Below are 13,941 nucleotides of genomic sequence, written 5' to 3' on the forward strand. Positions count from 1 at the left end.
GATGGAGAACGCTTCAAAGTAAACCGTGCTGCTGCAGCTTCTTGCGCAGCGTATTGCGATTGATGCCGAGATAGGCCGCGGCCAGCGACTGGTTGCGGTCGGCACGCGCCATCACCGTTTCCAGCAGCGGCCGTTCCACCGCCTCCAGCACCATGTTGTACATGTTCGACGGCTGCTCGCCGTCCAGATCGCGGAAGTAGGCGCTCAGGCTGTCCCGGATGCATTGGTCGATAACGTTGCGGCTCATGCGGCAAGCAACTCCCTGTTGTTGTTGTTCGATGCGCCGGTCTGTGCTTCGCCTTCGTCGACATACACCAGCCGGTCGGACAGCGCGGCCTGCTCGTCGAAGAAAGCGTTGACGGCGGCCAGCTGCGCCTCGGTGCTTTCCAGTGTGTTCATCCGGTGCCGGAACAGATTGGCACCCTTGAGCCCGCGCGTGTACCAGGCAATATGCTTGCGCGCGGTACGCACGCCGGTGAATTCGCCATAGAAGGCGTAGTGGTCCTGCAGATGCGCGTTCATGATCGCGCGGATCTCGGCCACCTCCGGCGGCGGCAGCTGCTCGCCGGTGGCCAGGAAATGCGCGATCTCGCGGAACAGCCACGGGCGTCCCTGCGCGGCGCGGCCGATCATGATCGCGTCGGCGCCGGTGGCCGCGAGCACGTGCCGCGCCTTGTGCGGCGTCGTGATGTCGCCGTTGGCGACCACCGGGATGCGGATCGCGTCCTTGACCGCGGCGATGGTCTCGTATTCGGCCTCGCCGTGGTACAGGTCGGCGCGCGTGCGGCCATGCACGGTCAGCATGCTGATGCCGGCCGCCTCGGCCATGCGGGCGACGCGCACCGCGTTGCGGTTCTGCCGGTCCCAGCCGGTGCGGATCTTCAGCGTGACCGGCACGCGGTCGCCGACCGCGCCGACCACCGCCTCGACGATGCGCACCACCAGCGGCTCGTTCTGCAGCAGCGCCGAACCGGCCGCGACATTGCAGACCTTCTTGGCCGGGCAGCCCATATTGATATCGATGATCTGCGCGCCGCGGTCGACGTTGTAGCGTGCCGCCTCGGCCATCATGCCGGGCTCGGCGCCGGCGATCTGCACCGCGATCGGCTCGACCTCGCCGTCGTGGTTGGCGCGGCGCATGGTCTTTTCGCTCTTCCACAGCTGCGCGTTGGAGGCGACCATCTCCGAGACCGCATAGCCCGCCCCGAGCTTCTTGCAAAGCTGGCGGAAGGGGCGGTCCGTGACGCCGGCCATCGGCGCGACGAACAGGTTGTTGCGAAGGTGGTGAGGTCCGATTTGCACGGCTAGGGTCCGGCGACGTCCAGAAAGGCTGGCCGTGACCGGCCGCCCAGCAGCGGTGTCACGGATCGAATGGCGAAAGGCATGCCCGGCCGAAGCAGCGTCGGCGGTGAAGCGGGGGGCATGTGCGAGGGCGGGATTTTACCGCTAAACCAGCCGGCTGCCCAATAAATAAGCAGGCTCGATGTGCTGCGGCGCCACATCGACTCGGGCGGCCCCGAGCGGCCCGCATGGCCGCAATCCGGGCCCGATCCTCGTCATCGCGTTGTGCGGCAGGCTCAGCGGCGCATGCCGTAGATCATCTGGTGGGCCAACGCGTGCTTGAGCGGCGACAGGCAAGCCAGCGCGGCGAGCGAGGCCCCGCGCGCGTGCGCGGCCAGCGGATAGGGGATGCCGAACACGCGCGGCAGCAGGTCGGTGACGCCGATGGTCATCGCGCGGTCGACCCGGTGGCGCGTGCCGAAGGCGGCCAGCGCCTGCGGCGTGCAGGCGGTGCGCAGCTCGTCCGCCAACGCGAATGCATCGCGCAGCCCCAGGTTCAGACCCTGGCCGGCGACCGGATGCAGGGTCTGCGCGGCGTTGCCGATCGCCACCAGCCGGCCCTTGACGGTCAGCTGCGCGGCATTGAGGCCCAGCGGGAAGGCGTGGCGCTTGCCGACGCGGGTGAAGCGTCCCATGCGCGGACCGAAGACCTCGCCGAGCTCGGCGAGGAAGCGCGCGTCGTCCAGCGCGAGGCGCCGCGCCGCCTCTTCGGGAGAGCAGCACCAGACCAGCGCATAGCCGGAGCCGCCGTCGCCGTGCGGATCGTCGTCCAGGTCGTGGGGCAGCAACGCAAGCGGACCCTGCTCGGTGAAACGTTCCCATGCCCAGCCGGGCATCGGATGGCTGCAGGCGACATGCGAGACGATCGCGGTCTGCCCGTAGTCGCGGCGGCGCGTGCCGCTGGCGCCCGCCGCGGCGGTGCGCGCCACCTGCTGATGGAACAGCCCGCCCTCGGCCTGTACCGCCAGGCGCGCGCCCAGGCGCACCGGCTGGCCATCGGGTCCTGCGCCGCGCAATTGCACCGGCGCGGTATCGGGCGAGCCGGCGGCCACGGCCTCGGACGAGGCGCCGGGGGGACCGTGCCGTGACTCGCGGGCCGCGCGCGCATCGCGCTCGTCAACCTGGTCGATCGCATCGATGCGCGTGTCGAACGCCCGCACCAGACGCTGCTGGCCGCCGGCGCGCCCCAGCGCGTGTTCGAGCGCCGCGCACAGATCGCCGTAGCGGACCACATAGCCGAGCGCCGGGATGCCGTAGTCGTCGTGATGCAGCTTGACGTGGCCGAAGCGGCCGCGTTGCGACACATGGATATGCTCGATCGGCGTCGCCGCCGCGGGCCATGCATCGAGCTGGGCCAGCAGATCGCGGCTGCCATGCGACAGCGCGATCGCGCGCGGATCGCGGGCGGCGCGCGCCGGCGTGGCGGCGTCGATCAGCGCGACGCGCCAGGGGCTGGTCTGCAGCAGCCGGCAGGCCAGCGCGAGGCCCACCGGGCCGCCGCCGACGATGGCGATATCGCAGGCGTCGCCGTGCGGTTCAGGGGTGGGCTGGGTCATCGTTGGCACCTCCGGCATTGGCACCGCTCACTGCGGCGTCGCCGCGCTGCCAGCACACCACGTCCTCGCGCGTCCTGCCGTTGCGGGCATCGCGCAGCGCGTTGTCGAGCAGGGCCTGATCGAAGCCAGGCAACGCGCGCAGGCGCGACAGCAGCGCCTCGTGGTTGACCGCGTCGAGCGGCGTCACGCAGCCTTGCTGGCGGCCGTCGGGCCGTTCCTCGCCGACCAGGATCAGCCAGGCCCTGCCGGTCCACGGTGCGCGCCGCGATACGCGCGCGACCACGCGCTCCAGCGCCTGCCATTCGAGTTCTTCGCGCTGGCCGTCGGGACGATGCACCACCACGCGGTCGTCGAACAGATTGACGATGAACGGCTGTTCCGGCTCCGCCTGCGTCCGCGACGCCGTGGCGTTGTCATCGGCACCGCCGAACAGTTTTCTCAACCAGCTGACCATCACTTCTCACTCCGTTCGCGCATCAGCGCCTCGATCTCGTCGGCGTCGACCGGGACGCCGCGAGTCATCAATTCACAGGGGCCGCCGGCCGTGACCACCGCGTCGTCCTCGATGCGGATGCCGATATGCCAGTAGCGCTCCGGCACGTCCTCGGCCGGCCGGACGTAGATGCCGGGTTCGATCGTCAGCACCATGCCCGCCTCGAGCGGCCGCCACGGGCGCTCGCCCTCGGCCGGTGCGGGGCCGGGCACGCGGTACTCGCCGACGTCGTGCACGTCCATGCCGAGCCAATGGCCGGTGCGATGCATGTAGAAACGGCGATAGCTGCCGCTGGCGATCACGTCGTCGACGCCGCCTTCCTTGCCGCGGTCCAGCAGGCCGGTGTCGAGCATGCCCTGCGCGAGCACGCGCACCGCCGCGTCATGCGGCACGTTGTACGGCACGCCGGCGCGCGTCTCGTCGATGGCGGCCTGCTGCGCGGCCAGCACCAGATCGTAGAGCTCGCGCTGCGCCGGCGAGAAGCGGCCCGACACCGGGAAGGTGCGCGTGATATCGGACGCGTAGCCGTCCAGTTCGCAGCCGGCGTCGATCAGGCACAGGTCGCCGTCACGCAGTTCGGCGGGGCCCGCGCGATAGTGCAGCACGCAGGCATTGGGACCGGCGGCGACGATCGAGTTGTAGGCGACGCTCTGCGCGCCGTTGCGGCGGAATTCGTACAGCAGCTCGGCTTCCAGATGGTATTCGCGCAGCCCGGCGCGGCTGGCCTGCATCGCACGCACATGCGCCTGCGCCGAGATCTGTGCGGCGCGGCGCATGATGCCGAGTTCGCCGGCGTCCTTGAACAGCCGCATCTCGTCGAGCAGCGTGCGGATATCGAGCGCGCTGGATGGCGCCACCACGCCGGCGCGGCCCTGCGTGCGCACGGCATCGAGCCAGCGGCGCACCTGCATGTCGATGCGGGTCGAGGCGGCCAGCGGATAGGCGATCAGATTCTGGTTGGCCAGCAGCTGCGGCAGCTGCGCGTCGATCTGCTCGATCGAGTGCGCCTCGTCGAAGCCGAACACCTCGCGCGCGGCTTCGGGGCCGTAGCGGAAGCCGTCCCAGATCTCGCGTTCTTCGTGCTTGGGGCGGCAGAACAGGATGCTGCGGTCGCTGCCGCCGGCCGGCGCGGCGATCAGCACCAGCACCGCCTCGGGCTCGGTGAAGCCGCTGAGGTAATAGAAGTAGCTGTCGTGCCGGTACGGGAAGTCGCTGTCGCGGTTGCGCATCGCTTCCGGTGCCGTGGGCAGGATCGCGACGCCGCCGCCGGCGGCGCGCAGGTGATCGAGCACGCGGGCGCGGCGCGCGCGACAGGCCTGGAGAAGGGCGGAATCTGGTGCGGACATGAGGGGACCGACTCGCATCGGGCAGGCAGTGGGCAATGGCCCGATTCTAACGCCGTCGTAACTGGCGTTGGCCGGCGCGCCAGGCAAACCGGCCATGCCATCTCCCCGTCGTCCCCGCGCTGGCGGGGACCCAGTGACTTCCGGGACCGCTGTTCAAGCCGCTGGGTCCCCGCGTTCGCGGGGACGACAGCATTGGCGACCGCGGCGAGCCCCTACCGCGACAGCGCGGCGTCCAGCGCGGCCAGCTGCGCCGGCGTGCCCACGTTCTCCCAGCGGCCGGCGAAGCGCTCGCCGGTGGCCAGGCCCGCCGCGATGGCGGTGCGGTAGAACGGCGTCATCGCCACCTTCTGTCCGGACGCGATGCCGGCGAAGGTGCGGGTGTCGTACAGGCCGATATTGCCGAAGGTCAGGCGGGCGGCGCCATCGGCCAGCCGCGCATCGCCGGGCAGCGACAGCTTGCCGTCGGCGCCGAGCGCGAAATCGCCCTCTGGGTGGAACGGCGGATTGGGCACCATCACCAGGTGCATGCGCGGCTCGGGCGCGCCGGCCATTGCGGCGGCGCGCGGCAACAGCGCGCGGAAGTCGTAGTCGCAGTAGATGTCGCCCGATACCGCGACGAAGATCTCGCCGCCGCCACCGTTCTCACCGCCACCACCGTCGCCGGCGCCATCTCGCAGCAGCGGCAGCGCCTTGGCGATGCCGCCCGCGGTCTCGAGCGCCTCGCCCTCGGCCGAGTACGCCAGCCGCACGCCAAAGCGGCCGCCGTCGCCGAGCGCCGACTCGATCTGCTGGCCGAGCCAGGCATGGTTGATGACGATGTCGGTCAGGCCCGCGCGGGCCAGCGCCTCGATGGTCCAGACGATCAGCGGCTTGCCGCCGACCTGCAGCAGCGGCTTCGGGCAGCCATCGGTCAGCGGGCGCATGCGCTCGCCGCGTCCGGCGGCGAAGATCATCGCTTTCAAATCAGGGTCTCCAGGACGAGCAGGGTGGCCATGCCGCCGGCGATGGTCCAGCCGACGCTGCGCGTGCGCGCGGCGATCGCGATGGCGACCACGCCGGCGATCAGGCGGGCATTGTCGAGGCCGATGGCAAGCTGGCCATCGCGCATCAGCAGGTCGGGCGCGATCAGCGCCGACAGCATCGCCGCCGGCACGAACTGCAGCGCGGTGCGGAACCACGCGGGCAGGCGCACCTTGCCTTCGACGGCGATAAAGGACAGGCGGATCAGATAGGTCGCCAGGCCCGCGGCCGCCATCACGCCGAGCAGCATCCACGGGCTCATGCGGCGTGCTCCTTGCCGGCGGGGCCGCTGCGGCGCGGCAGCAGCAGCATGCCGGCCGCGATGCCGCCCAGCGCGGCGGCCATCAGGCCGAGCTTGTGCGGCACGCCAAAGCACAGCACCGCCAGCGCGCTGGCGGTCACCGCCGCGGCGACGTGCGAGCGATGCTTCAGGCCGGGCACGATGATGGCGATGAAGGTCAGCGGCAGGAAGAAGTCCAGCGGCCAGTGGCGCGGCACCTGCGCGCCGACCAGCACGCCGGCCAGCGTCGACAGTTGCCAGCTCGTCCACAGCGCGACGCCCGCGCCGAAGAAGTACCAGTGGCGGTAGCGCCGTTGCGCCGGGTCGTCGCCGAGCCGCCGCGTCATCGCGGCAAAGGCCTCGTCGGTCAGCAGATAGGCAATCAGCGCCTTCCAGCGGCGCGGCAGATGCGCCAGCGCTGGCGCGACGGTGGCGGAGTAGAGCGCGTGGCGCAGATTGACCATCGCCACCGTGGTGGCGACGATCGCCGCCGGCGTGCCCGCCGCCCACAGTTGGGTCAGGATCATCTGCGAGGCGCCGCCGAACACGATCGCGCTCATCGCGCAGGCCAGCCACGCGGGCATGCCGGCGCCGACCGCCAGCACGCCGTAGATCAGGCCGAACGGCACCACGCCCAGCAGCATCGGAGACAGCGCGCGCACGCCGGCCCACCATTCGCCGCGCCGGGTAGGGCTGCTGGCAGGATCCATCAGAAGGTGTAGCCGGCCGGGCGCTCGACGCCTTCGAGCGTATCGAACAGGCGCACCAGCTTGCGCAGCTCGCCGTAGCGGCCGGCCACCGCGCGCGCGTACTTCAGCACCAGCGGCATGTTGGCGAGGTAGCCGTCCTTGCCGTCGCGGTGGTAGAGCCGCGCGAAGATGCCGAGCACCTTCAGATGGCGCTGCAGGCCCATCCATTCGAAGTCGCGATAGAAGTCGCCGAAGTCGGCCGCCACCGGCAGGCTCGCCTTGCGGGCGCGTTCCCAATAGCGGATCAGCCAGTCCAGCTGCAGCTCCTCGTCCCATTCGATATAGGCGTCGCGCCACAGCGAGACCGCGTCGTAGGTGATCGGGCCGATCACGGCGTCCTGGAAGTCGAGGATGCCGGGGTTGCCGCGTTTGTCCTCCCCGTCGAGCACCATCAGGTTGCGCGAATGGTAGTCGCGGTGCACATAGACCTGGGGCTGGGCCAGGTTGTTGGCCAGCAGCGTCTGCATGACCTCGGTCAGGTCCGCCTGCTGGCCCGCATCGAGCTCCACGCCGAGATGGCGCGCCACGTACCACTGCGGGAACAGGTCCAGCTCGCGCTGCAGCAGCTCGCGGTCATAGGCGGGCAGCGTGCCGGGCCGGGTCGCGGCCTGGATCCTGACCAGCGCCGCGGCGGCGTCGCCGTACAGCGTGCGCGCGGTCGTGATGTCCAGCTTCGACAGATAGGTGGTGTTGCCCAGGTCGGCCAGCAGCAGGAAGCCCTGCGACAGATCCTGCGCCAGCACGGTCGGCACGGTGACGCCGGCCTCGCCGAACAGCGCGGCGACATGAATGAAGGGGCGGCAGTCCTCGCGGGCGGGCGGCGCATCCATCGCGATCACGGTCGGATGCGCCGGGTTGTCGGTGCGCAGGCGGAAGTAGCGGCGGAAGCTGGCGTCGGCCGATGCCGGTACGCACGATTCGGGATCGATGGACCAATCCGGAGCGAGTCCGGACACCCACGCTTTGAGCTGGTCCTGGCGCGGGTCGAGGGGAAGTGCTGCCATGCCGGAAAGGGTCGATAAGTTGCCCCGTATAATACCCGACCAGACCCGGGCGCCGGGCGGCTCCCGGGTGGGCCGTCCTGTGCCTGGCAGCCTGTTTGGACGGTGGCTGCGGCGGTTCCGCGCAACCGTCCCGCCGTCCGACCGACGACCCGACGCATGACCGAACAACAACGATCACCGAATCACACCGCAATCCAGGCGCCGGGCCGCCAGCCCGGGCGCCGGCCAGTCCGGGCCCTGCGCCCGCTGGTGCTGGCCATGGCCGGCTGGTCGCTGGGCGCCCATGCGCAAGGCCAGGCGGTCGGCTCGGCGATTCCCGCGCTGCCGGCTGCGGAGCCGACGGCCGAGGCGGCCGACCCGCGCCAGCCGCCGCGCCCCGGCGAACTGATCCCCTATCTGTCGGAGCCGGCCACCTGGCGCAGCGCGCCGAGCGATCCCAGCGCGCCGACCTATGTCTCCGGCGACAGCATGACCGGCTACAACGAGCGCGGCCTGGAACTGCAGGGCAATGCCGAACTGCGCAGCGACGGCGCGGTGATCAAGGCCGACAAGCTGACCTACGACCAGGACAGCGACGAGGCGCTGGCGACCGGCAATGTCCGGCTCTCGCGCGAAGGCACGCTGGCGGTCGGCCCCGAGGCGAAGCTGCGCGTCGAGGCCAACGAAGGCTACATGCTGTCGCCGGACTACTACTTCCAGCAGACCGGCGGTTTGGGCACGGCCGAGCGCATCGACTTCCTGAACAAGAACGAGAGCACCATCCAGCGCGCCACCTATACCACCTGTTCGCCGGACAACGCGGACTGGTATTTCAGCGCGCGCCAGCTCGATCTGGACAGCGACCGTCAGGTCGGCACCGCGCACGGCGCCGTGCTGCGCTTCTTCGACGTGCCGATCCTGGCGGCGCCGGCGGTCACCTTCCCGCTGACCGACGAGCGCCGCAGCGGCTTCCTGGCGCCGCTGATGGCCTACAGCTCCCGTTCGGGCTTCGACCTGACGGTGCCGTACTACTTCAACATCGCGCCGAACCGCGACCTGACGCTGTATCCGCGCGTGATGAGCGAGCGCGGCGTGCAACTGGGCGGCGACTTCCGCTATATCGGCAACGGCTACGCGGGCCGGATCCGCGGCGAGTTTCTGCCGAACGACCAGAAGACCAACTCGGACCGCTGGCTGTACTCGATCCAGCATACGCAGAACCTGGCCAAGGGCCTGAACGCCTATGTGAACCTGAACCGGGTATCGGACGACCGCTATCCGGACGACCTGACGCGCACGGTCGCGCAGTCGACGCTGCGGCAGTACACGCAGGAGGGCGGGGTCACCTACAACTGGCAGGACTTCTCGCTGCTTGCGCGGGTGCAGACCTTCCAGACGCTGGCGCCGAGCCAGCCGACCTATGAGCGCGTGCCGCAGTTGAACGGCAAGTTCACGCGCTACAACTGGGGCGGCTTCGACGTGCAGATCGAGGCCGACTACACGCGCTTCCGCATCCCGCTGACGACCACCGGCTTCCAGCAGCCGCAGGGCGAGCGCGTGTTCATCCAGCCGTCGATCAGCTATCCGATCGTGCGCCCGGGCTGGTTCGTGACGCCCAAGGTCATGTTCAACGCGGCCCAGTACCAGATGGAGCCGTCGACCAACACGCCGGGGGCCAACAACACGCTGACGCGCTCCGTGCCGACCTTCAGCATCGACAGCGGCATGACGTTCGAGCGCGACGCGCCGACCATCAGCCGGCTGTTCGGCACCAAGTACCTGCAGACGCTGGAGCCGCGGCTGTTCTACGTCTACACGCCGTTCCGCGACCAGAGCGCGTTCCCGCTGTTCGACACGGTGCAGTCGGACTTTGGCTACGGCCAGATCTTCAGCGAGAACCCGTTTACCGGCTACGACCGCATCGCCGACAACAACAAGCTGACCGCGGGCGTGACCACCCGACTGATCGAGTCCGAGACCGGCATCGAACGCTTCCGTGGTACGCTGGCGCAGCGCTTCGACATGAGCGGCCAGCGCGTGCAGTTGACCGGCACGCTCGACGATGCGGAGAAGGGCTATTCGGACCTGCTGGGCGCCACCACCATCCAGCTGTTCCGCGGCTACTACATCAATGCCGGGATGCAGTACAACCCGGAAAACGACCGCGTGATCCAGTCGAACATCGCGTTCGCGTGGCGGCCGGAGCCGCGCAAGCTGCTCAATGTCGGCTATCGCTACCGGCGTCCGACCACGGTCACCGACAATACCGCGATCGACCAGTTCGAGATCTCGAGCCAGTGGCCGATCACGCGGCGGACCTACGGCATCGGGCGTGTCGCCTACGACATGAGCGCCAACCAGCTGGTCGATACGCTGCTGGGGCTCGAATATGCCGCCGACTGCTGGGTCGGCCGGGTCGCTTACCAGCGATTCCGCAATACCACGCAGGGCTACACCGGCCGCGTGTTTCTGCAGGTGGAGTTCCGCGGCCTGTCGAAGATCGGCTCCAATCCGCTGGATATCATGAGGTTGAACGTGCCTGGCTACGAGCCTGTCTCGGCCGCGCCGATCCCTCAGACCCAGTTCGACCATTACGAATGACGGACCATGATGAAGCGTCAAGCAGTCTCCGTATTTTCCGTTGCCGCGGCATCGTCGCGGCGTTCGCGCGGCATCGTGCTGTCCGCATTGCTCGCCTGCGCGGCCGTTCCGGCGGCCGCGCAGCTGAAGGCACCTGGTGGGTCCGGCTCCGCGCCGCGCGCCACCGGCATCTTCGTGCCGCAAGGTTCCCAGGCCACGCCGCCGACCTCGCCGACCCAGCCGCGTCTCGGCTCGGGGCAGCGCACCGGCCGCTCGCAGCTGGTCGACGAGGTGGTGGCGATCGTCAACAACACCGTGATCACGCGGCGCGAGCTGCTCGATAGCGCCGACGAGATCGAGAACCAGCTGCGCACCGCCGGCCGCCCGATTCCGCCGCGCGAGGAACTGCTCGGCGAAGTGCTGGAACGGCTGGTGATGGAGCGGGTGCAGACCCAGGCCGCGCAGGACGCCGGCATCCGCGTGACCGACCAGGAAGTCGACCGCGCGATCGAATCGGTCGCGCAGCAGAACCGCATCAGCGTGTCCGACCTGCGCGCGCAGGTCGACCGCAGCGGCATGACGTGGGACAAGTACCGCAGCGAACTGCGCAAGCAGGTGCAGGTGATCCGGCTGCGCGAGCGCGAGGTCGATTCCAAGGTGCAGGTGTTCGACGGCGAGATCGACAACTACCTGGCCGCGCGCGCCGCACGCAGCGGCGCCGCGCCGACCGGCGAGGCCCAATATGACGTCGCGCAGATCTTCGTGCGCGTGCCCGAGGGCGCCAGCGACGCGCAGAAGGCGCAGCTGCGCGCCAAGGCCGAGGGGCTGCTGAAGCAGGCCCAGGGCGGCGCGGACTTCGCGCAGCTGGCGCAGAACAATTCGGACGGCGCCGAGGGTGCCAAGGGCGGTTCGCTCGGCTATCGCGAAATCGGCCGCCTGCCCGCGCAGTTCGCCAACGCCGTGCTTGATCTGCAGCCCGGCAAGGTGGTGCCCGAGGTCGTCGAAAGCCCGGCCGGCTTCCATGTGCTGAAGCTCGCCGGCAAGCGCACCGCGCCCGCCGGCGGCGATGCCGCGCCCAGCCGCATCACGCAGACGCAGGTGCGCCATATCCTGATCCGCACCGGCCCGAACATGCCCGAGGCCGAGGCGCGCCGGCAGCTGTCGACGCTGCGCGACCGCATCCAGCACGGCACCAGCTTCGCCGATATCGCCAAGCGCTATTCGCAGGACGGTTCGGCGCAGAACGGCGGCGAACTCGGCTGGGTGTCGCCCGGCGAGCTGGTCCCCGAGTTCGAGCAGGCGATGAACCGCCTGCGCCCGGGCGAAGTGTCCGAGCCGGTCACCAGCCAGTTCGGCGTGCACCTGATCCAGGTCGACAACCGCCGCGAGGTCGAGGTGTCGCCGGAGAAGCAGCGCGACTTCGCCCGCGCCGAGGTGCGCGAGCAGAAGCTGCGCGCCGCCTACGAAGATTGGCTGCGCCAGCTGCGCGAGGCGGCCTATGTCGAATACCGGACCAACCGCGAGGCAAGCCGCTAAGGGTCCCACCAGGGCTCCCGCCATGGGAACCGTTTCGCCACCACGATGACCGCGCCGTCTGCCACACCCTCCGCCCCATCCGATGTATTGCATCCGGCCGCGCCGCTGCCGATCGCGATCACGACCGGCGAGCCGGCCGGCATCGGTCCGGACATCACGATCCGGGCGGTGCTGGAGCTGGCGGGCGGGAAGGCGGGTCCGCGCTTCCATGTGCTCGGCGACGCGCGGCTGCTGGCCGAGCGCGCCGCGGCGCTCGGGTTGGGTGAAGCGTGGCAGGACAAACTCGTTGCGGGCGAGGTCGTCGTCGACGATATTCCGCTGGCGGTGCCATGCCAGCCGGGTGTGCTCGACGCGCGCAACGGCCGCCATGTGCTGGCGCTGCTCGATGCGGCGCTGGCCGGCCTGCAGCCGCCGCCGGGGCAGCCCGCGCGCTATGCGGCGGTGGTCACCGCGCCGGTGCAGAAGAGCACGATCAATGACGCCGGTGTGCCCTTCACCGGCCATACCGAATATCTGGCGGAACGGGCCCGCGTCGCGCGCGTGGTGATGATGCTGGCCGGCCCCCAGCCCGCGCATGCCAATGCGATGCTGCGCGTGGCGCTGGCCACCACGCATCTGCCGCTGCGCGCCGTGCCCGATGCGCTGGACGTGCCGATGCTGCTCGAGACGCTGACGATCGTCGACACCGATCTGCGGCGGCGTTTCGGCCTGGCCCATCCCCGCATCCTGGTGACCGGCCTGAACCCGCACGCGGGCGAGAGCGGCCACCTCGGCCGCGAGGAGATCGACATCATCGCGCCGGCGCTGACCAAGGCGCGCGAGGCGGGCATCGACGTGCGCGGCCCCTATCCGGCCGACACGCTGTTCCAGCCGCGGCTGCTGCGCGACGCCGACTGCGTCCTGGCGATGTACCATGATCAGGGCCTGGCGCCGCTGAAATACGGCACCTTCGGCCATGGTGTCAATATCACGCTCGGCCTGCCGTTCATCCGCACCTCGGTCGATCACGGCACCGCGCTCGATCTGGCCGCCACGGGCCGCGCCGAACACGGCAGCATGATCGAGGCGATCCGCTGCGCGATCGGCATGGTCGGCCATGCCGCGCAGGACCTGCGCGGCGACCCGCCGGCCGGACATTGAAGAGACATCGATGCGTTCCCCTGTGCACCAGGGCCATACGGCCCGCAAGCGATTCGGCCAGAACTTCCTGGTCGACGACAGCATCATCCACGGCATCGTCAATGCCATCGACCCGCACGCCGGCGACCTGGTCGTCGAGATCGGCCCCGGCCTGGGCGCGTTGACCGAGCCGCTGCTGGAGCGGCTCGATCATCTGCACGTGGTCGAGCTGGACCGCGATCTGGTCGAACGGCTGCGCCGCCGCTACGGTGACCGCATGACGATCCACGCGGGCGATGCGCTCGCCTTCGATTTCGACCAGCTGAAGCAGCCCGGACGCCCGCTGCGCATCGTCGGCAATCTGCCGTACAACATCTCGAGCCCGCTGCTGTTCCATCTGATGGAGTTCGCCGATCACGTGCGCGACCAGCATTTCATGCTGCAGAAGGAGGTGGTCGAGCGGATGGTGGCCGAGCCGGGCAGCAAGGCCTTCGGCCGGCTGTCGATCATGCTGCAGGTGCGCTACCACATGGAGTACGTGCTCGACGTGCCGCCGGAGTCGTTCAATCCGCCGCCCAAGGTCGATTCCGCGGTGGTGCGGATGATTCCGTGGCCGCGCCACGAGGACGGCCGGCTGCGCTCGCCGTACGCCGCGTGCGACATGACGGTGCTGGGCGACCTGGTCACCGCGGCGTTTTCGCAGCGCCGCAAGGTACTGCGCAACACGCTGTCGATGCTGCGCGATCACGTCGACTTCGACGCGATCGGCTTCGACCTGGGCCGCCGCGCCGAAGAGGTGCCGGTGGCAGAGTACGTCGAGCTGGCCAATCGCATCGGCGGGTAAGCCCGATTTTTCTTCCCTTTTCTTCCCTCCGCGGGCCGCGGCAGTCGGCACACTGTGTCGGCGCACTGTGTCCGCGCGCTGTGTCGCCGGCCTG

At 69.7% G+C, this 13,941-nt stretch carries 13 protein-coding genes; 4 read left to right on the top strand and 9 right to left on the bottom strand.

Annotation, left to right across the window (positions count from 1 at the left end; all coding sequences use genetic code 11):
* Positions 1-13: 13 nt before the first annotated feature.
* From M1D55_RS12905 to M1D55_RS12945, 9 genes are all read right to left on the bottom strand, one after another.
* Positions 14-247 (bottom strand): Fis family transcriptional regulator, encoded by a 234-nt coding sequence (locus tag M1D55_RS12905; RefSeq protein ID WP_006578759.1) that lies wholly within the window; start codon positions 245-247, stop codon positions 14-16.
* Complete coding sequence (gene dusB / locus M1D55_RS12910; protein WP_232206703.1) at positions 244-1,302, bottom strand: tRNA dihydrouridine synthase DusB; 1,059 nt, start codon at positions 1,300-1,302, stop codon at positions 244-246. Before dusB ends, M1D55_RS12905 begins: the two co-directional genes overlap by 4 nt.
* Positions 1,303-1,577: 275 nt before the next feature.
* A complete protein-coding gene (locus tag M1D55_RS12915) occupies positions 1,578-2,897 on the bottom strand; it encodes a UbiH/UbiF/VisC/COQ6 family ubiquinone biosynthesis hydroxylase (protein WP_456282335.1) in 1,320 nt (439 codons plus the stop codon).
* The gene (locus M1D55_RS12920) at positions 2,878-3,351 is read right to left on the bottom strand and encodes a hypothetical protein (RefSeq protein WP_456282701.1); all 474 of its coding nucleotides are present in this window, start codon (positions 3,349-3,351) and stop codon (positions 2,878-2,880) included. Before M1D55_RS12920 ends, M1D55_RS12915 begins: the two co-directional genes overlap by 20 nt.
* Positions 3,351-4,736: an aminopeptidase P N-terminal domain-containing protein gene (locus M1D55_RS12925; RefSeq protein WP_456282336.1), complete on the bottom strand. Its 1,386-nt coding sequence runs from the start codon at positions 4,734-4,736 to the stop codon at positions 3,351-3,353. Before M1D55_RS12925 ends, M1D55_RS12920 begins: the two co-directional genes overlap by 1 nt.
* 212 nt (positions 4,737-4,948) lie before the next feature.
* Positions 4,949-5,698, bottom strand: coding sequence for an N-acetylmuramate alpha-1-phosphate uridylyltransferase MurU (murU, locus tag M1D55_RS12930; protein ID WP_456282337.1), 750 nt, complete (start codon positions 5,696-5,698; stop codon positions 4,949-4,951).
* On the bottom strand, positions 5,695-6,018 hold the full coding sequence (locus M1D55_RS12935; RefSeq protein WP_043439412.1) for an AzlD domain-containing protein: 324 nt from the start codon (positions 6,016-6,018) through the stop codon (positions 5,695-5,697). The genes murU and M1D55_RS12935 overlap by 4 nt, the downstream gene beginning before the upstream one ends.
* Positions 6,015-6,746 carry an AzlC family ABC transporter permease gene (locus tag M1D55_RS12940; protein ID WP_456282338.1) on the bottom strand — a complete coding sequence of 244 codons (732 nt, stop codon included), beginning with the start codon at positions 6,744-6,746 and terminating at the stop codon, positions 6,015-6,017. Before M1D55_RS12940 ends, M1D55_RS12935 begins: the two co-directional genes overlap by 4 nt.
* Positions 6,746-7,789 (bottom strand): aminoglycoside phosphotransferase family protein, encoded by a 1,044-nt coding sequence (locus M1D55_RS12945; protein WP_023264254.1) that lies wholly within the window; start codon positions 7,787-7,789, stop codon positions 6,746-6,748. Before M1D55_RS12945 ends, M1D55_RS12940 begins: the two co-directional genes overlap by 1 nt.
* Positions 7,790-7,945: 156 nt before the next feature.
* On the opposite strand from M1D55_RS12945, the gene M1D55_RS12950 reads away from it, so the two are divergent.
* From M1D55_RS12950 to rsmA, 4 genes are read left to right on the top strand one after another with little or no spacing between them, the layout of a single operon-like run.
* Positions 7,946-10,369, top strand: a complete 2,424-nt coding sequence (locus M1D55_RS12950; RefSeq protein WP_456282339.1) for an LPS-assembly protein LptD — start codon at positions 7,946-7,948, stop codon at positions 10,367-10,369.
* A gap of 9 nt (positions 10,370-10,378) precedes the next feature.
* A complete protein-coding gene (locus M1D55_RS12955) occupies positions 10,379-11,884 on the top strand; it encodes a peptidylprolyl isomerase (protein WP_456282702.1) in 1,506 nt (501 codons plus the stop codon).
* Between the two features lie 45 nt (positions 11,885-11,929).
* Positions 11,930-13,024, top strand: a complete 1,095-nt coding sequence (gene pdxA / locus M1D55_RS12960) for a 4-hydroxythreonine-4-phosphate dehydrogenase PdxA (protein ID WP_456282340.1) — start codon at positions 11,930-11,932, stop codon at positions 13,022-13,024.
* Between the two features lie 10 nt (positions 13,025-13,034).
* A complete protein-coding gene (gene rsmA, locus M1D55_RS12965; protein WP_053823188.1) occupies positions 13,035-13,847 on the top strand; it encodes a 16S rRNA (adenine(1518)-N(6)/adenine(1519)-N(6))-dimethyltransferase RsmA in 813 nt (270 codons plus the stop codon).
* Positions 13,848-13,941 lie beyond the last annotated feature (94 nt).

The sequence above is a fragment of the Cupriavidus sp. JZ107 genome, from assembly GCF_053903255.1.